The organism is Nitrospiraceae bacterium, from assembly GCA_019637075.1.
GTDB lineage: Bacteria > Nitrospirota > Nitrospiria > Nitrospirales > Nitrospiraceae > JAHBWI01.
Window position 1 is genome coordinate 118,811 of the sequence record JAHBWI010000005.1, and the last position, 22,411, is coordinate 141,221.

17 protein-coding genes are annotated in these 22,411 nt (G+C 53.5%); all 17 read right to left on the reverse strand.

The annotated features are described in order from the left end of the window. Positions 1-26: 26 nt before the first annotated feature. The 17 genes from KF814_14290 to KF814_14370 all read right to left on the reverse strand — a co-directional run bounded on the left by KF814_14290 (position 27) and on the right by KF814_14370 (position 22,359). Positions 27-1,292: a glycosyltransferase gene (locus KF814_14290; protein ID MBX3237313.1), complete on the reverse strand. Its 1,266-nt coding sequence runs from the start codon at positions 1,290-1,292 to the stop codon at positions 27-29. Between the two features lie 145 nt (positions 1,293-1,437). Continuing rightward, on the reverse strand, positions 1,438-2,568 hold the full coding sequence (gene wecB / locus KF814_14295) for a UDP-N-acetylglucosamine 2-epimerase (non-hydrolyzing) (GenBank protein ID MBX3237314.1): 1,131 nt from the start codon (positions 2,566-2,568) through the stop codon (positions 1,438-1,440). A gap of 91 nt (positions 2,569-2,659) precedes the next feature. Continuing rightward, positions 2,660-4,552, reverse strand: coding sequence for an asparagine synthase (glutamine-hydrolyzing) (asnB, locus tag KF814_14300; protein MBX3237315.1), 1,893 nt, complete (start codon positions 4,550-4,552; stop codon positions 2,660-2,662). 42 nt (positions 4,553-4,594) lie between these two features. Beyond that, positions 4,595-5,605, reverse strand: a complete 1,011-nt coding sequence (locus KF814_14305; GenBank protein ID MBX3237316.1) for an SDR family oxidoreductase — start codon at positions 5,603-5,605, stop codon at positions 4,595-4,597. Positions 5,606-5,640: 35 nt separating this feature from the next. Continuing rightward, positions 5,641-7,485 (reverse strand): carbamoyltransferase, encoded by a 1,845-nt coding sequence (locus KF814_14310; GenBank protein MBX3237317.1) that lies wholly within the window; start codon positions 7,483-7,485, stop codon positions 5,641-5,643. Positions 7,486-7,610: 125 nt separating this feature from the next. Further along, on the reverse strand, positions 7,611-8,759 hold the full coding sequence (locus KF814_14315) for a glycosyltransferase family 4 protein (protein ID MBX3237318.1): 1,149 nt from the start codon (positions 8,757-8,759) through the stop codon (positions 7,611-7,613). A 52-nt stretch (positions 8,760-8,811) separates the two neighbouring features. Beyond that, on the reverse strand, positions 8,812-9,759 hold the full coding sequence (locus KF814_14320; protein ID MBX3237319.1) for a glycosyltransferase: 948 nt from the start codon (positions 9,757-9,759) through the stop codon (positions 8,812-8,814). 10 nt (positions 9,760-9,769) lie between these two features. Continuing rightward, on the reverse strand, positions 9,770-11,008 hold the full coding sequence (locus tag KF814_14325; protein ID MBX3237320.1) for a glycosyltransferase family 4 protein: 1,239 nt from the start codon (positions 11,006-11,008) through the stop codon (positions 9,770-9,772). Between the two features lie 52 nt (positions 11,009-11,060). Next, positions 11,061-12,122, reverse strand: a complete 1,062-nt coding sequence (locus tag KF814_14330; GenBank protein ID MBX3237321.1) for an NAD-dependent epimerase/dehydratase family protein — start codon at positions 12,120-12,122, stop codon at positions 11,061-11,063. A gap of 25 nt (positions 12,123-12,147) precedes the next feature. Continuing rightward, entirely contained in the window at positions 12,148-13,227 is a 1,080-nt protein-coding gene (locus KF814_14335) for an SGNH/GDSL hydrolase family protein (GenBank protein MBX3237322.1), read from the reverse strand. A gap of 1,621 nt (positions 13,228-14,848) precedes the next feature. Then, entirely contained in the window at positions 14,849-15,721 is an 873-nt protein-coding gene (locus KF814_14340; GenBank protein ID MBX3237323.1) for a glycosyltransferase, read from the reverse strand. Between the two features lie 35 nt (positions 15,722-15,756). After that, positions 15,757-17,007 (reverse strand): glycosyltransferase family 2 protein, encoded by a 1,251-nt coding sequence (locus tag KF814_14345; protein ID MBX3237324.1) that lies wholly within the window; start codon positions 17,005-17,007, stop codon positions 15,757-15,759. A gap of 150 nt (positions 17,008-17,157) precedes the next feature. Next, the gene (locus KF814_14350; GenBank protein MBX3237325.1) at positions 17,158-18,066 is read right to left on the reverse strand and encodes a hypothetical protein; all 909 of its coding nucleotides are present in this window, start codon (positions 18,064-18,066) and stop codon (positions 17,158-17,160) included. Between the two features lie 66 nt (positions 18,067-18,132). Further along, complete coding sequence (locus KF814_14355) at positions 18,133-18,906, reverse strand: polysaccharide deacetylase family protein (protein MBX3237326.1); 774 nt, start codon at positions 18,904-18,906, stop codon at positions 18,133-18,135. Between the two features lie 13 nt (positions 18,907-18,919). Next, complete coding sequence (locus tag KF814_14360) at positions 18,920-20,197, reverse strand: ABC transporter ATP-binding protein (protein ID MBX3237327.1); 1,278 nt, start codon at positions 20,195-20,197, stop codon at positions 18,920-18,922. Between the two features lie 94 nt (positions 20,198-20,291). Next, positions 20,292-21,137: an ABC transporter permease gene (locus tag KF814_14365; GenBank protein MBX3237328.1), complete on the reverse strand. Its 846-nt coding sequence runs from the start codon at positions 21,135-21,137 to the stop codon at positions 20,292-20,294. Between the two features lie 85 nt (positions 21,138-21,222). Next, positions 21,223-22,359: a Gfo/Idh/MocA family oxidoreductase gene (locus tag KF814_14370; protein MBX3237329.1), complete on the reverse strand. Its 1,137-nt coding sequence runs from the start codon at positions 22,357-22,359 to the stop codon at positions 21,223-21,225. Positions 22,360-22,411: the final 52 nt, after the last annotated feature.

Genomic DNA, 22,411 nt, shown 5'->3' on the forward strand with positions numbered 1-22,411 from the left:
CTCGTTAGGCTAACTTCACGAACGACTTAGAGTGCCTGACCGGCACCAACTGCCGCATCGAGAACGCTGGACAGTTCCCCAGCCAACTGATGGTAGTCAAATCGGGCGATTTCCTTTGCAGAAGGTGGCATAAGGCGGCGCTGTCCCCCAGCCAAATCCTCAAGCAACGCTCGAATCGCGACTGCATCATTGGGCGTATCGAGCCCCAGGGAATGTCGGCGGACAAGATTTGCCGTGGCCCCTTCCCCACCGACTAACAGCAGTGGACGCCCTGTGGCTACATACTCATAAATTTTTGCAGGAATTTGCATCGGGGAATCCGGTTGGAGGACCAACAAGGTATTTGACCGACTCATTTCTCTCATACATGCGTCATGGGCCACGGCTGGCTCACGCTTCAGAAAGCCATGAGCTTCAAGCTCTTCCGCAAAACGATTACACTCAACATCAGCTACATCCCACCCCCCCACAAACCTCATTTTGATCTGCTTGGGCGCGATGGCATGATTCTGAAAGAGCGTCAGAACAGCCTTAAACAACGCCTTGGGCGTCCGCCGACCATACACTGTTCCGAAATGGCAGAATTCATATCCACTCTCCTCCGACGAGGCGAAATTCTGTGCAACGGATTCGCCTGCACCCACAATTTCACGGTCATAGCCGTTAGGGATACAGACCACTTTCTGAGCGAGGGCAGGAAACTGCACGGCGAACTCCTGTTTCAATTCCTCAGTGTTCGCAACAACCCGGCTAGCCAAGCGAAACAGTCGCTCCTCAAGTCGGTGAGCCCTCCAACGAAGAAACGGGCTCGAGTAAGAATAATATGGATTGCAGGTCCAGGGATCTCGATAGTCAAGCAATAGTGGACAACGAAAATGCGTGGCCAGTTCGTGTCCGACGACGAAGCTGGTCCATGGACCTCCAGTGGCGAACACGGCATCGGGAATGTCTGGCTGCCCGAATGAACGCCCTGCCTGCACTGCTTCCGCTGCCCAGGAACATTGCCGGTCAGGAAACTCAAATATCGCTTCGAGCAGGGCCTGTTTCAGCGACGGGCGACCTTTCGAGTCTCCCGCCCCCTCTCCCTCACCTGATTTCGGCTGAACCGTCACAGCACTCTTCGATGATATACCCTTCCATAAACCACAAACTCGGTCTCGCAGTTGTAGCAGTTGACTCAGCCTATCAACGTACGGGACACGAATTACGGGAACCCCGTAGGGAATCCGTCGTTCCAGATTGGCATCCCGTTTATGTAAGGGATACGTATTTTCTGGATTGGTCGTCAGCACGCAAGGTTCCCAGCCGTATGACCGCAGGTGTCGACAATACCCCAAGGGCCGCATGGCTCCACTGGCAGCCGTCGGGGGAAAATAATACGCAACAACCAGAACCTTTCTCACGATGTTGACCTTGCGCCCACCATCGCCAAGGTGTTCACGCCACCTGCCGCAGTTTAATCTGCTCCTGCAACACCCTCACGATGCGTTCAGAGGCGTGACCGTCCCACAACGGAGGCGGTGGCAAAGATCTAACAGGCAAATCCAGTGCATTTCCGGTTTCTTCGAGAATGCGCTTCGGGGAGGAGCCGATGACACGGTTTGTCCCATGAGTAACCGTAACCGGTCGCTCTGTATTCTCACGCAAAGTCAAACATGGGACGCCCAACACCGTGGTCTCTTCCTGAATGCCACCAGAATCCGTCAGCACCAGCCGTGCATTTGCCACCAGTGACATGAAATCAAGATAGCCGATGGGGTCCATGCAATGCACACCCTTGACTGGAGTCGGAGGCGGACCGAAATACAGCCCTGGCCCGAGTTCTCCCATAGCTTCCAGCGCCTTCTTCGTACGCGGGTGGATGGGAAATATCACCGGCAGGCGACGTCCAACCTCTAGCAAACTTTCTACAAGCCCTCTAAGAATTGTCATGTTGTCGACATTGGAAGGTCGATGCAAGGTCGTCACGGCGTATTGGCTCCGTTGCAATCCAAGCCGAGTCAGGATGGTGGATTGACCCCACAAACGGCGCGACGCCTCCAGCGAATCGATCATGACATTGCCTACTTCGAAAACCTTGCTCTTGGGTACCCCTTCTGCCATCAGATTCCGCGTACCACTCTCCTCCGTGACAAAAAGGTAATCTGACACCGCATCGGTAACGATGCGGTTAATTTCTTCCGGCATCGACCGATCCCCGCTTCGAAGGCCCGCTTCCACATGCGCGACGGGGATATGCAACTTGACCGCGGTAAGGGCGGCCGCCATCGTCGAATTCACGTCGCCGACTACCAATACAAGATCCGGCCGTTCACGCTCCAGAATCGGCTCCATTCGTTTCATAACCTCTGCAGTCTGAACCGCATGGGTGCCAGACCCGACGTCCAGCGATACATCGGGTAAAGGGATCTGAAGGTCTTCAAAAAATTGACCCGCCATCTTCACGTCATAATGTTGCCCCGTATGAACGAGTAACGGGGTGATGCCCGGGTGCTTTCGCATTTCCCTGATCAGCGGAGCAATTTTCATAAAGTTCGGACGGGCACCGACAACGTTCAATACTTTCATGCGTTCATCCTATGTGAAATATCGGCCAAGTCTGAGGCTGCTGATCAGCCCCTACCAACGCGGCGTTACGGGGAATCTCCGTCAAAGTCCATCAGGCTACAGCTGGATTCTGGTGCAGGAGGTTAGAGACAATTTCGAACTCGGCCACATGAAACAGCCGGTTGGCGACATCTATCTCTCCTCGTCGATGACGCTCGAGGTCGGCTAGCACAACATCGGCATTATAGATCCCTCGCTCACGAATGCCTTTACTCCCGAGAAGATCGCGCAATGGTTCATACAGATCATGCGCAAACCACTTCTTACTGCTAGTAGGGAACCCCATTTTGTCGACCCGTGTACGAACTGATTCCGGGATTCTCCCGCGCATGCCTTCCCGTAGAACGAACTTGTTCCATGGACCTCTAATTTTCCACTCATCAGAGAGGCCGAACAGAAACGCCACCAAGCGATAATCCATGAAGGGAAGCCGAGCCTCCACAGAATGGGCCATTGAATTGCGATCTTCAATTCTCAGATACAGCGGCAATGGGGCGGATCGCACAGACTGCTTCAATGACTCAGTGAGCGCATTTGCTCCAACCGTTGTCGGCTTGTTACTCCACTGGTCAATCAATTCGGGAGTGAACCATCCATTCCGCTTGAGGTCTGCTTCTCGCTTCGCACCAGCCCATTCTCTGTAGAGACCAATTTTCTGCAGTTGCCAAGCAGTTGCGCGAGCCGAAGCAGAGGCGAGGTTGCTGCCTGTTTGCCCACCGTGTGCAGCCGTGTATGCGGAGACTGCACCATATGCAGACCCGATTCGCCCTTGAGATAAAAGAGTGGCCCATGCGTCCATGAAGTAGCTCGAATATCCGCCGATCGTCTCATCTGCACCTTGACCATTAAGCACCACTCTAATCCCGTGAGACGAGGCCAACCGCATAAGCTGGTATCCCACAATCGCTGTCATCGTATGAACGGGCTCATCCTGGAACCAAAGCATGCGCTCGAGGTCAGCCCATAATTCGGCCGGACTAGTTTGCAGCTGTTGGAGGCAGGCTCCAGTTTGCTTTAGCGTGTCCGCAATGTATTTGGATTCGTCGAAATCTTTGTCCATGTAACAGAAAGCGAGCAAAGACTCCTGCGAACCCGCACCGGAATCTAGTCGATGACGCGCGGCGGCACAAATTATGGAAGTGGAATCTAAGCCACCGGACAAGAACACCCCGACTGGTACGTCACTACGCATGCGAATGCGCACAGAATCCTCAAAAAGATCCGCGAACTCTGCGGCCGGGTTTCCGCAGATGGCAGACGGCAGATTGTCGAGCGACCAGAACATCCATTGATCCCAGGATCCTTCCAAGTCGACCTCAAAGCCACTCCCAGGGGGAATTTGGTGAATACCCGTGTAAAACGTGTCACATTGTGTATCCAGCTGCTGCTCAAGAAAAAATCGGGCCGCGACGCTCCAGTTAATCGCAGACGAGTAACAACCGGATGCACGAATCGCCTTGATCTCCGAAGCAAACAGAATGGTCTGCTCACCACGATAGTAGAATAATGGCTTAACTCCGAAGCGATCCCGTGATCCAAAAAGCCGTCGTTCCCGGCGATCGTAGATGACAAAGGCCCACATGCCATTTAGCCGCGATAGACACCCGCGACCCCACTGCCGATAGGCAGCCAGTAGCACCTCGCTGTCGCCGCTTGAGCGGAATCGATGGCCCAACCTCTCAAGCTCGCCCCTCAATTCGAGATAATTAAAAATCTCTCCATTAAACACAAGGATGAGTTGGCCATCCTCGCTCACCATTGGTTGATGCCCAGCCTGCGAAAGATCGAGGATGGAAAGACGCCGAAAGCCCATCCCCACTGCTCCATCCATGTAGAGCCCATGATCATCTGGCCCACGGTGGACTAGGCTCGAGGCCATTCGCTCGACCACGGCTTGGGGAACAGGCCTGCCTCCGACGCCAAGGGCAACAGCGATTCCGCACATCCTAGGTCCCTACCATTGACTGATTCTCGCCAGGCTGCAGTCCTACTGCGATACAACTTGCCGGAAATACTCTGTAGTCTTTCGGATGCCGTCCTCTAGCTCGACACGAGGCTCCCATCCAAGCAGCGCCTTTGCGCGCGTAATGTCAGGCCGGCGAACTTTGGGGTCGTCTGCGGGAAGAGGACGTTCCTCGATGATACTCTTGGAGCCAGTCAGCTTCAGAATTATCTTCGCGATCTCACGAACGGTCAGCTCTCGAGGATTTCCGATGTTCACAGGGTCATGAATACTATCTAAGGTGGAATCAGCCTTCTGAGTCAGGAATTTTGCCCGGTCCGTCCGCTCGGCAGGAGATTTGTCAGACTTGGCCATCAATAAGGCCACGATACCACGAACCAAGTCGTCCACATAGCAAAAGCTTCTCGTCTGTGAGCCATCCCCAAATACCGTCAATGGCTTCCCTTGCAATGCCTGGACAATAAAGTTTGACACCACACGACCGTCTTTGGGCCGCATACGTGGGCCGTAGGTATTGAAAATTCTCACGATCCGCGTATCGACACCGTGGTACCGGTGGTAGGCCATCGTCATGGCTTCGGCAAAGCGCTTGGCTTCATCATAGACGCCTCGAGCACCAATCGGATTCACATTGCCCCAGTAGGTTTCAGGTTGCGGATTCAACAGGGGGTCACCATATACCTCGGACGTACTCGCAAGGAGAAACCGAGCGCCCTTGGCTTTGGCTAACCCAAGCGCCTTATGGGTGCCCAACGCTCCTACCTTCAGCGTCGCGATCGGCATCTCCAAATAGTCTTGGGGGCTGGCCGGCGAGGCAAAATGCATCACGGCATCCAAGTGCCCGTCCACGTGGAGGTAATCACAAACATTGTACTTTACAAAGCTGAACTTGGAGTTTCCGATGAGATGCGCGATATTTTCGGCCCGACCTGTGATCAGATTATCTAAAGCGATAACCTCATGTCCCTGTCCGATCAACAAGTCCGACAAATGACTCCCGAGAAATCCGGCACCACCGGTGATTAAAATTCGCATCGAACTCTTCCTCCTTCATAAGCTGGCTTCGCCTGCTAATCTAACTCGAACTCCTTCTTCCAGTCCGAATCGCCGTCCAACGGGGTTTGTTCGGACTTTTGAATCACACAGTTCTCAAGCACGAGCACGTCCATTTCCGTTCTCATGAAACAACGGTAGGCATCCTCAGGCGTCGAAACAATCGGTTCGCCCCGGACGTTGAAGGATGTATTGACCAGTACCGCGCATCCCGTTTTCGCTTCGAATGCCTTGAGAAGCGCATGGTATCGGGGATTCGTCTCCTGGTGAACAGTCTGCACACGGGCGGAATAGTCCAGATGGGTTACAGCAGGAATATCCGACCTCGGCACATTTAGCAACTCGATTCCCCAGAGCCCTTTCTGGCCAGAACTCATCGGGAGTCGTCGCTTTTCGACGACCGGAGCGACGATCAACATATATGGGCTATCGTCACTGAGTTGGAAGTAGTCGGATACCCGCTCCCGTAGGACCGAGGGAGCGAATGGCCGAAACGATTCACGATACTTAATCTTCAAGTTCATGACCGACTGCATCTGAGTATTCCGCGCATCCCCGAGAATGCTTCTCCCTCCCAACGCGCGCGGCCCAAATTCCATTCGGCCTTGCAGCCACCCAACAACCTTTCCCGCCGCCAGTTCCCCCGCCACAGAATTAAACAAGTCCGCATCACTGAGCCGGACGTACGGAGCATTGATCGATGTGAGGTACGATTCTATTTCTTCATTCGTGTGCGAGGGACCGAGATACGACCCCTTAATAGAATCTCTTCCTGATGTCACTTGACGCGGCTGCTGTTCATATTGATACCAGGTAGTCAGGGCTGCCCCAAGCGCGCCTCCCGCATCACCCGCAGCAGGTTGGATCCAAATCCCCTTGAATGGCCCTTCCCTCAAAACTCGACCATTGCCCACACAATTCAACGCAACGCCCCCAGCCATACACAGGTGGTCAACCCCTGTTTCTCGTTGCAGTGTTCGCGAGAGACGGAGCATGACTTCCTCCGTGACCTCCTGAACAGAACGAGCAAGATCCATTTCTCTCTGAGTCAGCTTGGATTCTGGTTTTCTCGGCGGCCCGCCGAAGACCTCGTCAAACCGGTTCCCCGTCATCGTCAGCCCGGTGCAGTAATTAAAATACTCCATGTTGAGGCGGAAAGTACCATCCGGCTTAAGGTCGAGAAGATGTTCATAGATGGCTTTCACATATTTGGGCTCGCCATAAGGGGCAAGTCCCATCACCTTGTACTCGCCCGAGTTCACCTTAAACCCGGTATAGTATGTGAATGCTGAATACAAGAGACCGATAGAGTGAGGGAAGGGAATCTCCCAAAGGGGAGTTAACGTATTGCCCTCTCCAAGCCAGGCAGAGGTTGTCGCCCACTCCCCGACTCCATCCATACACAGTACAACAGCCTTCTCGTACGGTGAGGGGAAGAAGGCGGAAGCCGCGTGAGATTCGTGATGTTCCGAAAACAATATTTCCGGCAACTGCGCCTTCGTCAGGCCAGGTGCGTGTGAGAGGAACTCCTTTTGCAACAAACTCTTCAGCAACAGCTTTTCTTTAAGCCAAACCGGCATCGCAGCGACGAATGACTGCATTCCGCGTGGTGCAAATGCCAGGTACGTCTCCAAGAGACGCTCAAACTTCACGAGCGGCTTATCATAGAAAACCAGATATTTGACATCCTCCAGACGAATGCCGCCCTCCCGCAAACAGTACTCAATGGCCTTGTGGGGAAATCCTGGGTCATGCTTTTTCCTCGTGAAGCGCTCCTCCTGCCCGGCCGCGATGATTTCACCCTTGCGTACGAGACAAGCAGCACTGTCATGGTAAAAAGCGGAGATACCCAGAATGTTCATGGCATGGTCCTTTCCTAAAAGAAACAAGTGGACCTATCCTAGCATCACAGCTGACAACCCACTTCCCCGTCTTTGGGAGGGGCGACAAACTCTGGAGGTTTTTAAATTATCCCCCCGGTACGGAGCTAAGCCCTCAAATGCTCGAGGTACCGCTGGGCAATGACCGTCCAATTGTATTGCTTCAACGCCCAGTCCTTCCCCCTCGCCGCAAGTTCCTGCCGATGGGATGGTTGAGTGGCGAGGTCAACCATCGCCCTTGCAAGCGCCTGAGGGTCTTCGGATGGTACTAACAGCCCGGTGGAACCCTGCTGCACCATATCTGGAATTCCGTCGACTTCCGTCGCAACGACCGCGGTACCGCAAGCCATGGCTTCTGCCACAACCAACGGCATTCCTTCAGCTCGAGAAGCAAGGACAAAAAATGCGCTCGCCTTCATCAAGCTCAGCACTTCTTCCTGCGATCTATTTCCTAAAAATTTGATTTGGCCGGCAACGTCCAATTCTTGCGCTTGCCAGATCAAAGCCTCGCGCTCTGGTCCATCTCCAGCAATCATCATCTGAACTCGTACTCCGGCATCCTTGGCAAGCTTCAGGGCAGAAATGATGACATCAATGCCTTTTCTGCGAATCAAATGACCAGCCGTCAAGGCGAACTCCTGATGGCCCAGCTTCTCGGTCTGCGTAGGCTGTACCCGCTCAATTAGGGCAAGCGGGGCGCCATTTGGCATGAGGGACTGTCTCTTTGTCTGGAACCAAGGAAATGCTTGCTGCACCTTCGCCAACAGCGTCCTAGACACTCCGAACACGATGTCGGCCTCGCGAAGCAGGAATCCCACCAAAGCTCGTTCCCATCGATGCCATTCTCCCAAATCATGTGCATCGTTACCGTTGTAGGTCACTACAAGGCGCACCCCAGACAATCGTGTGAGCAAACCGAAGTAAAACATATTCGGCAGCGGGTACTGAACAATGATCGCGTCCGTCTGAAGTTGCGTCACCAACCGGACCAACTGCCATATGGTAAACGGGAACGCAAACAGCCACTTCGCAAACCCGAGCAGCGGGAACTCCCTTGAAATAGGGCACCTGAGATACATTCCATAGACCGGAATAGTTTGCAGTGATTCTATCTGCCTCACAACGTTGTTCTCGTCAGTCACAAAGACTGCTACCCTGTGTCCGAGTTTCTCAAATTCAGTGCCGAGGCTGGCGATGACGGTGCTGATTCCACCGGTCGTCGAGGGTCGCCATGGTGTAACCAAAAGAATATTCATAGCGAATTTTGCTGCCACACATTCATGTTTACGAGTCGGAGCTATTCATCCGCTAAGCGGCCGTAGACACTGAGCCCGTGCTGGGTTGATGCAGATAGGTCTTGAGAAAATCGAGGTACAATCGCCATTGCCATGGGTGCTGTGACAAGAGACCGCGAAGACGTTTTCTCGCCGACTCCACTTTACCTTCACGTCGCTCCAAATAGGCAATTTGTCGCTGTGTATTGAACAATTGATCCCGAAGAAAATCACCCAAGTCTCTTCCAAACCGATGATCAATATCGCGTTCAACCAGTAGGATATGGTTGATCATGGCTATGTCTTCCAACAATCGCTTCGAGTTCCCCATAAGACTACCCTGCCGCCAACGGTATTGTCCCAATGGCTCTGGGATGTACCCAATCTCCCATCCTAGAAGGGCTACGCTAATCCAGTGCAAATAATCCTGCGCAACGGGCAGACGTCGATCAAACTCCCCGGCGGCGTCAAAAACTCTTCGTCGCTCCATAACTGTGAGAGTTTGGATATGCGAGCGTATAAGCAGATCGCGGATACAGGCTCCTTCCGGGACGGCACGGCCGGTCTCCTGATTGAAGCGGGCATGCAAAACTCGATTCTGCTCATCAATGACCGAAACTTCCGTATGGAGGAGTCCACAGCGTGGATGTGCATCCATATAGGCAACCTGCATTGCCAACTTGTCTGGCATCCACAGATCGTCCGCGTCCAGATAGGCAATGAACTCCCCTTTCGCCTGATGCATAGCCAGGTTTCGCGCTGCAGAGGCTCCTTGGTTTGCCTGCCGAAAATAGCGGACGACCCGACCATACTGAGCCATGAGGGAGTGGGTTCCGTCCGTTGATCCGTCATCAACGACGATCACCTCATAGTCTGCATATGTCTGGGCAAGCACCGACTGAACAGTTTGCTCAAGGTACCGCTCACAGTTGAAGGTGGGAATGATGACAGAAACTCGGGGCATGATAGCGCTGCCATGCATAGATTGATTGTCAAGCAGCCATGCCGACAGATTTCTTAGACAGAAGTTCCAGCGTACGTGTCGTTGCCGTTTCCCACGAAAACCATTCCTCGGCAAATCGTATTGCGCCCGCCGTCAATCGAGATCTCATCTCGCGATCATCCATGAGGTTGAGGAGATGGCCGGCGACAGCTTCAACGTCTCGAGGTTCGCACGTGAGCACATTTCCGCCGTCCAGAAAAACCGTGTCCATCATGGGGCCGCGTGTAACAATCGTGGGCAAGCCATGCGCCATAATTGAAGCAAATGAGCTATTGTTCAGCTGCACCCCCTCCAGAAACGGGAGCACACACGCATCCGAAGCGTAGAGGTATTGCGAGGCTTCCTCCTCTTCAGACTTGAAGGCCCCGGTCCAGATGGTTTTTCCCTCGATGCCTAATTCTTTGGCCAGAGCTTGCATTTCCTCGAAATAAGACGAGCCTCCGGCCACGTCCAGACCAACTTTTCCGCCAATGAATAGCAATCTTGCCTGAGGCCGTTGTGAGGCGACTTTAGCGAACGCACGCAGCAAGGTATCAACACCCTTGATCGGATAGAGATACCCAAAGAAACTTACCACGAAGTTGTCAGAGGACAGACCTAGCTTAGCCCGCCCCTTCACTCTTGCCTCGTCGTTCACGTTGGGCGCAATACGAAGGTTCGGCGGAGGAGGAATCAAAGCGGTCTTACTCCTGACGGGGGGCCATTCTTCCACCATCATTGATTGATGGCGTTCGCAGAGAGCCACCACTGCATCACTATCCCGAAGCAAAGTGCCCGAACTGTAGGCGACATCCTTTCCGCCGGCCCATCGGACCATGAACTTTCTAAATGCTCGCGAGAGGAGCCCCCACCTAGATGGATCCGCTCCGACAAATGCACTTTCATACCGAGTCACAACCGGAATATGCGGCCAGATTCGTTTGCAAAGAGTTGGAGCGAAGGTCACCATCGGGTGATAGTGATACATCAAGCCGATATACATGATGAATACGGCATCAGGCGAACAGGACTTAAGTTCTGTCCGCAAGCGAAGCATCTCAGCCCAATCCCAATCTCGCATAACCGGATGCACATGAATCTCTGAATCGCCCAGCCCCACATTGTCCCTGGAGGTAAGGACATGCACCTCAACCCCACGTTGTGCCAGCTTCTTGCACAAATGGTAGGTGTTGGTGGCCTCGCCGGCATGCATGGGCGGATATGCCGCAGAAATAACAAGAATTTTCATCGTGTGGCATTCACCATCATAAAGAGACGTCGTTCTCCCTTTCAGCTGACGCTCATGCGGCTCCGGCAGTCCGTTTGACCCAGGACTGGTAAATTTCCTCAAAAATAGTTCTTAGGCTCTTGGAAATACCCCAGCTTGGATAGTGAGATATCATTTTATTCAGATTGCTGATGTAACAAATATGGTCCCCCTCACGATTCTTGTCGACGTACTCATATTGCATTTTCTTGCCTGAAATACTCTCGATCATTGAAAACGCCTCAAGGATCGAACAGCTGTTTCCCCTCCCACCACCGAGATTGTAAACCTCGCCGCAACGTGGAGATTCAATGAACGCATGGATGAATCGCGCTACGTCATAGGAGTGAATGTTATCCCTTACCTGCTTTCCCTTATATCCGTAAATATTGTACTTCTTGCCCTCAAGATTGCACTTCACGAGATAGCTCAAGAAACCATGCAACTCCACACCGGAATGATTGGGGCCGGTCAGACAACCACCGCGGAGGCAACAGGTCTTCAATCCGAAATACCGTCCATACTCTTGAACCATCACATCAGCCGCAACCTTTGACGCGCCAAAGAGAGAGTGCTTTGACTGGTCGATTCGCATTTGTTCAGTGATGCCGTCGAAGTCGCCTGGTGCGGCGTAGTCCCACCGGGTGGCCTGCTCGGCCAGAGGCAGTTCATTCGGAGCGTCCCCATACACTTTGTTCGTAGACATGTGTGCGAACACGGTAGTTGGAGCATGCATTCGTGTCGCCTCGAGCAAATTCAACGTCCCGACCGCATTCGTATCAAAGTCGTCGAACGGTATCTTAGCAGCCAAATCGTGGGACGGTTGTGCGGCCGTATGGACGATCACTTCCGGTTTCAATTCACCGATCAACGCCATCACACCAGGCCGATTGCGGATATCGAGTTCGTGGTGGCGGAAGTTTTTCAATTGCGCAGCCAGACGCTGTTGATTCCAACGAGTATCACCGCTGGGCCCAAAAAAGGTCGCGCGATTGTTATTGTCGACCCCATGAATAAACCACCCTTGCCCATGGAAATAGCTACAGACCTCCGAGCCGATGAGCCCGGACGAACCCGTCACCAGCATGTTCCCCATATCGACTCACTCCTTTGCTTCAGTTTCAATACGAGGCAATTAGCCCGCCACGCGCACGAATGTGCCTCAACAGCGACTCCGCCACCAATGCGTGACCGCGCTCGCTCCAATGATTGTCCGAAGCGAGCACATCCTCCCCGTCCGCCTCCGCGCGCTGAACCACCGCACCCACATCATCCCAGTACTCGATGTCATGATGTCGGGAGATATCTCCAAATGCCTGGCTGTATGGCTCAAAGCGGAGGCAACTGAACGCCATGACGGGACGTTTCCCCACACGCTGACGCACCAACCCCATCAGGCGGTCGGTCGTTTCCACTGATCGACGAAAACCAGGATGAGATTGCCCAACCTTCTCAATCTCCATCTCAACGGTGTCTTTGCTAGCCCGAGCCCGCAGACGATCCACACGACTCAGGATGAAATAGGCCAGGCGACTGTTACGATTGGCCCATTCCCTTATTCGCACTGCCGACTCCTTCGGCGACAACATCTCGATTTTTCCATTCTGCCAATAAGGGCGCGTCCAGCCATTGTTATTGATCGTACTCAGCCGCTCGAGTTCGTTGTCGTTATTGATGAAATCATTGACGCAATATTGCCACAACAGCGCGTCAGGTTGGATGAGATCCAGGTAGCGATCCAACACAAGCCACTCTTGCAAGGTGCCATATCCGCCAGCTCCGTACGCAAACACTTCCACCCCCAATGCCTTCGCCAAAATAGCATGGTAGGTTCGCTCATCCGATACTGCCGTGGCCTGGGTAAAAGAATCACCGATCACCAGCAGCTTGGGTTTGGCCGATTCCACATTCCCAAATTGGCGAAAGCCAAATTGTTTCTGTGAGCGTCTGACGATATACGGATGCCCCTGACTCGTCTTCTCAACTAGCTGTTCCTCGTAGGAATCTGTCGCCCGCCAACCCCAATCGGGATCAAGGGTGATCGGCCCAACGCGGCCACCGGCCGCACTTTCAAAAAACGGAATACCGTCCCTCAGTAGATGCACCATACGTAAAGCAGCCTCACCGACAAGGCAGACAAGCAAAGTCAAGACAACCGTTGCCCCTGCAGCCACCCCCGTCAGCAAAGCCCGTTTGCGCACTCTTGTCTACCTCTGCTTGCTATTATTAGCTAGGGGGCTGGCCTTCGCAAGGACACAGTGTTTTCCAGCCGACCAGTAGCTGTCGCGATGGCCCGTACCGGCTCAGCAGGAAGCGCCTTCAGCACAAGGGAAGCCACCAGTTCGTGACCGACCTCGTTATAGTGGCCCCGTTGCCGAAAGGGAAAGAGGCTCAATGGGTCCTTCATAGACTCAAACGTCGGATGTACATCGATGATGGGCACATGTAGCTCTTGGATGGTGCCAAGCACACGGTCTCGATTGGGGTTCAGGTGAGGCGACCCGGCGTACCGCTCCCACTGTGGAAGGTAGACGAAATACAAACGGCCGCCCCATTCTTGAACCGTCCGTTGGGCTTCGGCAATAACGGTCCGAAACAACTCCATGTCACCCGGCGACGCCGGGCTTGAATTTTCGGCAAAATACCGCTGCTCTTCTGGTGTGATGCCACGTTGCTGTACTTGCTTCAACAACACCGCCAGTTTGTCCCTTAAATGGTGTAACTTGACGATTTCCTCAAACCTCACTTGCGGCACCTGTTCGGCTCGAACCTTGGCCACGTAGGATGCCAAGAGGTCATCGATATGGGTCTGCTGATTTCGCAGTTGTTGTCGAAATCCTGGACGGAGGTAATTCATCAATAAAGGCGAATTGCGCTCTCGTCGCAAATCGCCGAGGTCATTTCCCTCAAAGTAAAACCACAGTACGATTTTGGGCCTCAGATCGGCAGCATACTCCTTGATGGAAGCCAGCATCATCAAAGGCCCATTGTCGTCCATACCAAGATTGACCAGAGAGGGAACACCTGCCCGAATCTTTCCCACGAAGCTCTTATCCGACGGCACACAAGCGCCGTGCGTGAAAGAATCCCCGACGGTGACCATCTCCAGACTCGCAACATTCCAACTGCCAATCGGATTGTGAAAACCCGTCTCATCACTGTCATAGATCGTGTACCGACCGTTCTCATTGCAGAAAACCGTCGTAACCCGAGAAATTCCTCCCAAGGGAAGTAGTTCTTTCCCGCCCGCCTTTACTTGGGACTCCTCTACACCCTCGGCGTTCGCTTGAAGAAGGATGCTCGGGACCATCGCCGGATAGGCACGCACCCCTCGACGCTCCAAGTCTTCGACAACCTCCAATCGGCTTCGCCTATCGAATTGCACTCCTTGCTTCGATGCTCGCCCCGCGGTTTCTGACACTTCTTCGGCAGAGAAGACCGAAGCAAACCGAAGCCACATTGGGCCCTGATCTGATGGGGTGGCTCGGGCCGATACCAGCATCACCACTTCTGCGGCATATACGGATAGCCCGGTTACGAGAACCAGAATTGCAAGGTTTGCTTTGAGGTCTTGGCGTCCAAACAGGGCGGCAAGGAGAAGACCTCCGACTACAATCAGCACCCCATAGTGAGGCGCGATCCCGTAACGCACGATGCAATAGCCAGCCAGTGTTAGGACGAAAAAGCCGGCACCACCAAGAACACCATCGGCTAGGAATCGGGCTACCTTTGGCACACTCCCTTCAACACTCTTCGAAGCTAGCATCACTTCACCCCCGCGCTGGTAGGAAGCAGGTACGCCTTCAGATCTCCCACCGACACTTACTCGACCATCACAGGAGGACCGCCAAATCGGATACTTCCCTTCAACGAACCCATTAAGCGGCCAAGTCGCCACAACAGAAGTGTCTTTCCGGTCGAGGAACGCAGCAACTCCGGCGCTCGCCCCAAGAGCAACCACCAGGCCTGAAAGTACTTGCGCCAACGCCACATTTCACTCATGGATCCGGCCTGAGCATACTTGGTGTACAGATACACCTCGTATTTCGCATACTGCGACGCTTGGCGGTAGACGTGCTGAGGAGTCGTCCGTAATCGGTAGTGAATGACGGCCGATGAAACGAATTGCAGTCCCACTCCACGCTGCTGCACCTTCATGCAGTAATCGACATCCTCGCAGATGGGCAGCGATTCATCGAACCCACCGACCGCTTCGTGAAGGAACCGTTTGATACCTAAGGTACCAGCCCCCGCATGCCCGAATGGCAAGAAAGCAAATCGCTGGAGGCCCCAGGCTTGCGTATTCCCTCGGCTCGCGCGCACGGGTGCTGGGTTCAGCAATTCCGTATCAAGCCTGCATGCAACGAAGTCATTTGTTAGCAAAGCCTCGGCCATAGCGGCGGCCCATCCATCCGCCGGAACGTCGTCGGCATCACAGAACAGAACAACCTCTCCGAGAGCTGCCTTCACACCGCAGTTACGTGCGTAAGAAGGGCCGCGTCTACCGGAAGCATCGATCATTCTGAGACCGGACATTCTGTTGACATAGGTCTCAAGCACCTGCTTTGTCGAATCCGTCGAGCCGTTGTCGGCGACAATCACTTCCCATTCACCCGGCCACGCTTGTTCCCATAGCGACTCAAGGGTCTCTCCCAGCGTATCAGCAGAATTGTAGCAAGGGACGATGATGCTCAATTTCATGGCCGAACAAACCCACGCGCGAGGCGGCGCTAGTTGGACGAAACAGCGCCCTCAGTCTGTGGCACCGGGGAATCCCGCACGACTTTCAGATCACGGAATACTCGAATAATACGCCAGGGTCTGATCCAAGACTGCGGGTCATGAAGCACGGCTCCAATTCCAACCAGCCAGGCTCTCCGAGGGGATCCGGTTCTCAGATACAGCGCCGCATCAGTCAACATGGTGCCAAGTAACGCCCGTGCTCTGAAGCGAGGCCCCACAGATCGCCCCCCTATCGCCCGTATAATCTGCCGCCAGAATTCCTTCACTGCCCCGATGGGTTCACCCGCATTCCCGGCCAAGGTCGTCGTGATACGCTTGATCCAGGTCCTCACGGAAGGTTCATTCAGCAACCCGGGATCACGTTCAATAGAAGTCAACAGGTATTCTCGAGTTGGATTGAGGCCTCCACCAATAAACCACCGCTGACCTGCAATGCTGGCGCAGACCGCCGCCCTGGCCTTTCGCTTGATCCGCTCAGTATCCTCGGTTAGTGGTAACCTCGCCAATGCCGCCTCAACAATCTGAGGCAACTGCACCTCATTGGTACCATCCGCGATCGTGCTGTACCACAAACCTTTCTTTGAAAATCGGCCCCGGGCGACTGGACCTCCGGCTAAAAATTTCCATGGAGTCAATGCGGCGATTCGTAGCGCCATATCGTAGTGCTCCATGCCAGCCTTCGACTCATCAAAAAATCCTGCGGCCTCGAACAATTCCCGGCGAACCAACCATGTAGGCGGATGGAGAAAGTCGTCGGTTCGTGTAATAAACTCTTCAAATACTTGCCCGGATGGGCCGGCTTCAGGCCACAGCAATAGAGGCACATCTGATCCGGTCACGACGCTTTGCCCGTAGACCACCCCAATTTCGGTATGTGCTTCAAGTATGGGAACCTGCACCATCAACTTGTGAGTCAAAAACTCATCGTCATCGTCCAACAACGCAATGTACTTTCCTTTGGCACGCTTGATTCCCGCGTTCCGTGCACCGGATGCACCGCTGTTTTTTTCCATTCTCATGTAGCGCACACCGGGAAACGAGGCAACGACCTGTGGAGTCTCGTCCGGCGAACAGTCATCGACGACGATAATCTCCATCTCGAACATCTCGCCAGCCATTTCCTGAACCAAAACGGATGCTATCGCCTTCTTCAGCAACGAGGCTCGTTTATAGGTGGGTATCACCACGCTGACAAGAGGTCGTTTACTGGCCTGTTTAGAACTTTCACTGCTCGACATGTCCCCTCCACCACTCCCGTCGCTTCGGAACTACTCAGAATTCCTTTCTAGCACCAGTACCGATTTTCCCGTATATCCATTTTCGCACCCCGCGACGACATCTGACTTTTGACAGCGGCATCGACGGAGCTGCGAGGGTCCGACTAGGACCTATTGGTGCGATTTCGCTGAGGAGAAAGTCTTAGAGCCACTACACCCAGAGGAGGCCCTAAACTTAGCCTCTTCAAGTAGGTGCGGTTCCCAAAAAGAACGGTCATAACGAGGCCAGGCATGACAGCCGAAAGGCAACCTGTGATGATTGAGTTCGAAGCAATGTCGTGGAACGACTTCGAAGGCAAACCTTAGTCCCGCCTCAAATGACGCCACCCTGAAATTCGGGTCATAGTGGACGGCGCGATCAGACCAAAAATGATCCTCGTTTTTAGTTCCATCAGGACGAAGATGCCACTGTGACAGCTCGCGCTGAACCCCGTTGAAACGACGAATCCCCTTCCACAACTTTCTCGGCCAGTTGAGCCACTGCAGGAAGACAGGTTTCCCCGCACAGAATGACGCCCAGTATTCATCAGGGTCTATCCAATACCGGTTGGAATCAATGACGTGCAGAAAACTGCGGACCTTCCTGAGCGAAAACCCTCCATTCCCAACACGAGACAGGCCAACCCAAGGACTATCCGCACTGGCCAGCCAGGGGGCCCCGATATAGTCTAAATCAGTGTCGCACCATTCGAGCAACTGATCAGAAAAGACCAGCGCATCCAACTGATAAATCAACACATACTTGTACTCGGCGAATCGCTCATAAAATTGACGGGACAACATCAACTTCGCATTCGCAATTGCACTCCCAAAGAAACTGTCGGAGAAACGACTAATCTCATAGCCCGACCGTTTGATCGCAAGGCTTTCTGGCACGACAAGATACTTGTCGTACTTCCCTAGAAAGTGCTCCAGGTGACGAAACGAGATTTCCTCGTCGGGCGTAAACTCAGAACGGTTGTAGCCTGGCACAACAACCGCGACTGTTTTACCTGGATTGGCCGTCTGGTTTAAGGTCATTCCTTCGTCCTTCGCCGGCAGATCGTCCGACAACCATCGACACAGTTCAGTTCTAGCAGAAATCCGCTATCCCCACTTCTGCAGCAGGCGCTCGACCAATCCCAGCCCAGGCGACGGTGCGACCCGCTTGAACCAGCAAGAACGATATGGTAGCCCTCGTCGCATTAATTCAGGAACTGTCACAAACTCAAATTTTGATCCAATCCGCTCAAACATCATTTCAAGCGCGCACAGCATTGCCTCACGATCTACCCATGAATCCCTGTCCGGAACAGGACCTCGGTGTGGCTTTCCATGGTCATAAATCGTATCGTGCAATAGGACAATATCGCCTGAGTGGATTCGCTCGACGAGCAGATCAGCAATAGTTGATGCATCGGACTCATACCAATCTTCAGAACTCACACTCCACCCGATGACTTCAAATCCGGCTCGCCACGCATCCACCTTTGCTGCCAGTGTCAGTTCCCCATATGGAGGGCGAAACAGCCGGCTTCCATATGCTCCCAGTGAGCGCTCGCAGGCCATCAGCTGTGCCCGCCGCTCCCTTCCTGTGATCAAGGGAAAGGCAGAATGGTCCCAAGAATGACTTCCAATCGTATGGCCCTCATCCGCCATGCGACGGATTAGAGCCTGGTGCTCAGCAACCGACTTGCCGACCGTAAAGAACGTGCCACGGGCGTGATATCTGTCCAGCAGGTTCAACAGCCTTGGCGTGATGAGGGGATCAGGCCCATCGTCGAATGTCAGGGCCACAAGCGGCAATTCCGTTTGTACACGCGTCACACTGCCGCATACCCTACGGACTCGTCGCTTCATTTCCCGCATCGGATTGATCATCTTTCCGGTGTCCCTATGCGCTCCTAGTGGACGCTTTCCAGGTATGCCGGACAAACATTCCCTGTCCACGCCACCCGTCATGAGGGTAGAGCTTTCCGGTGCCGTAGTAATCCCCCTCTACGACCTCAATTTCTCCGGCAGATTCGACCCAGTCCTGGCATGCTGTGTTTCCCGCGTGCTCGATAGCCGCATTCATATAATACCGGCCGGCACCCAAGGGTAAGTCAGGAACAGTAAACTCAACATACCCGTCACCGGACAGCGACAATGGCCGTTGGTCAACCAGATCCGTCGCCATTACAAAACAGGCGCGCCCTTCATGATTGAAAGATGCCAGGACTCTGTAGTTGCTGAACATCTTGCTGGTACGACCGTGGTAATGAACCCGCACCCTCAATTCCTTTCCGGACATAGCGTGCTGGATGCGTTTTCCGTCCCCATCATAAAACTCAATCGCACTCACGATCATTGCGCCTTCCCCGGATCGGTCCGTGCGATCAAGCAGTGAGGTACTTGCAAGACTGAACGTTTCCTTCAAATAGCTCTCGATCAAACGGTGCGGATCTCCATCCTCCGCAATCGAGCCTTTTTTCATCCAAATCACGCGCCGACAGAGATTTGCGATAGTCGGCAGGTCATGACTTACCAGAATAATGGTCCTTCCACCTTTCCGAACATCATCCATCTTGCCCAAGCATTTCTTCTGAAATGCCGCATCACCAACAGAGAGCACTTCATCCACGATCAAAATATCGGTTTCCAAGTGCGCCGCAACCGCAAATGCCAATTTGACATACATGCCACTCGAATATCGCTTAACCGGTGTATCAAGGAACTGTCCGATCTCCGCGAATTCGACGATTTCATCAAACTTTCTAGAAATATCAACCCGGCGCATGCCCAATATAGCGCCGTTGAGAAAGATATTTTCACGTCCGGTCAGTTCCGGATGAAAACCCGTTCCAACCTCCAAGAGGCTACCCACACGACCGAAAATCCGCGCACGCCCTTTGGTTGGCAGAGTAATGCGGGACAATACCTTCAATAGAGTACTTTTTCCCGCTCCGTTTCTGCCGATAACTCCAATGACTTCACCATGTCGAGCTTCAAAGCTGACATCTTTGAGTGCCCAAAAATCTGCCTGTTGATTGCCCTTCATGGTTTTGGCAGTGTCCGATCCCAATACCCGTCGTACCCGGTGTGTCAGGTAATCGGTCAGCAGGCTGTGTTGCTGTATGCCAATGCGATAGAGCTTCGACAGGTTTTCAACGCTGATTACAAGATCACTCATGGCAGATTTGCAGCGCTCCTCAGATGCGTCACCGCATCAGTCGATCAGTCGCAGAATGAATGGGACCGCACGCCAAGGCCTTGGGGAGACCGAGCTAGATGACGTCGGAAAAGGTGTCCTCGACGCTCCTAAAATAGATGACTCCTCCCACAAACAGCGCAAGCACGACCGCGGCACTCAGCATCATGGCATCAAAATCCGGTCTCGCATTCCCAAGCAAAGCCCATCGAAAACCCTCGATGACGCCGACCATGGGATTCAGGCTATAAAGAAACTTCCATTGATCGGGAACCATGGACAACGGATAGACAACCGGCGAGGCAAACATCCACAATTGAGTCGCGAGCGGCACCATCGACGCTACGTCGCGGTACTTCACATTTGTTGCGGAAAGCCACAAACTCACTGAAAGCGCCGTTAATAGCGCAAGCCCAAGAAATACTGGTAACAGCAAGATTCCCCAGGTCGGGACAATGTGATACCACCCCATCATGGCCAGCAAAAAGAGAAACGCTACAGAGAAATCCACTAGTCCGATAACCGAAGCCGCGAGCGGGATAATAAGTCGCGGGAAGTATACCTTTCGGACGAGCGCCCCCTCGTTTACAACGCTGGTGCTGCATCGTTCCAGGCTTCTCGCCATATAGCCCCATGGAAGCAATGCCGTGAGAGCGAAGACAGAATAAGGCAGTCCATCCGACGGGATATTAGCCATTCGGCTGAATACGAGTGTGAACATCAGCATAGTGAACAACGGCTGAACAATAGCCCAGCCAATGCCGATAGCGGTTTGTGCATACCTTGTCTTCAGGTCGCGCCACGCCAAAAAATACAGCAATTCGCGGTAATGCCACGTTTCGCGGAGATTAAGACGAAACAGACCCTTGGGGGGCTCAATCACAATCGATACGTCGTTACCAGCATTCACAAGACCACTCACTTCCTTAGGTTGCCTAATTTCCCGCTATCACCTATATCATATGGGGCCACACCGGAACGCAGGCGTCCTGCCGAATTGCTAGACGTCACATCTTCAACGCCTTCTGGCCAACGATTTCTACTCCTTCGCTCCTGCCAAGACCAACCCACTCCTGTCTTCGTCCGCTGAGCTCAACGGCGGCCATGGCCTCCTGTGCAAGCAGGCCATCCTGAAATGACGCATCAACTTCCAGATCCAACTCTCCACGACAGCATGCTTCGACAAAACTTCTCATCATAAGCCCCAAACAATGCGGCTTCCCGTCAGATGCAGCATCCGGAAGGGAGACTTCTTCCCAAGTTGGCCGGCTAGGCTGCGAGCGCTGCAAGACATCGACAGAGCCTCTACTGAGCAGCGCCCTCAGTGCGCCTCGCTCCCCAATCACCTCAACCCAACTTTTCGACCCTACACTTGGGGAGACGCGACTGATGGAGATTTGGCCTCGCACGCCATTCTTAAATGTGAGTAATGCCGTGGCCATATCGTCTGTCTCGACCTGTAACGTCTCTCCGGAGCGACTATCTAACGCATGCCGCGGCACACTTACGGTTAAGCCCGCAATTTGGTCAATTGGCCCAATCAAGTGGGCAGCAAGATCGATGAGATGACTGCCCACGTCGAACAGTACACCTCCTCCAGCAAGCTCCATTTTGTCCCGGAAACCGATTTGGAAACCCTGCTCAAGACCTTGCCAGGTATCGTACTGAAGGCGAATGTAATGTGGGACACCAATTTCCCCTTGACGCACAAGTTGACGTAGTCGCCTGACACCGTATAAGTACCGGTAGGTGAATGCTACCTGATGGATACCGGGAATCTCGCCGGCCAATGATGCCATCCGTTTGGCATCGGCCACCGTCGTCGCCAACGGCTTTTCGCAAAAAACGTGCTTCCTGCCATGAAGTGCCGCGATGGCATGACTCACATGATCAATGTTTCTCGAGGCAATTGTGATTGCATCCACATCAGGGCGGGCACATAATTGGTGGTAGTCAGTCATGGCCTCTGCGATTCCATGCCGAGTCGCCAAAAGCCTTGTTCTTTGCAAGTCACGCCCACAGAGAGCTACGATCTCGACCCGTGGGTGGGCCTTCAATTCCGGGATGTGGCAAGCCTCGACAAAATCTCCGGTACCGATGATGCCCACCCGTAACAGTTTAGCCCCATTACTGCTGCAAACCATCGCGCTACCTCAGGCTCGTGCATCGATCACAACAAAGTCCAGATGCCCTTTC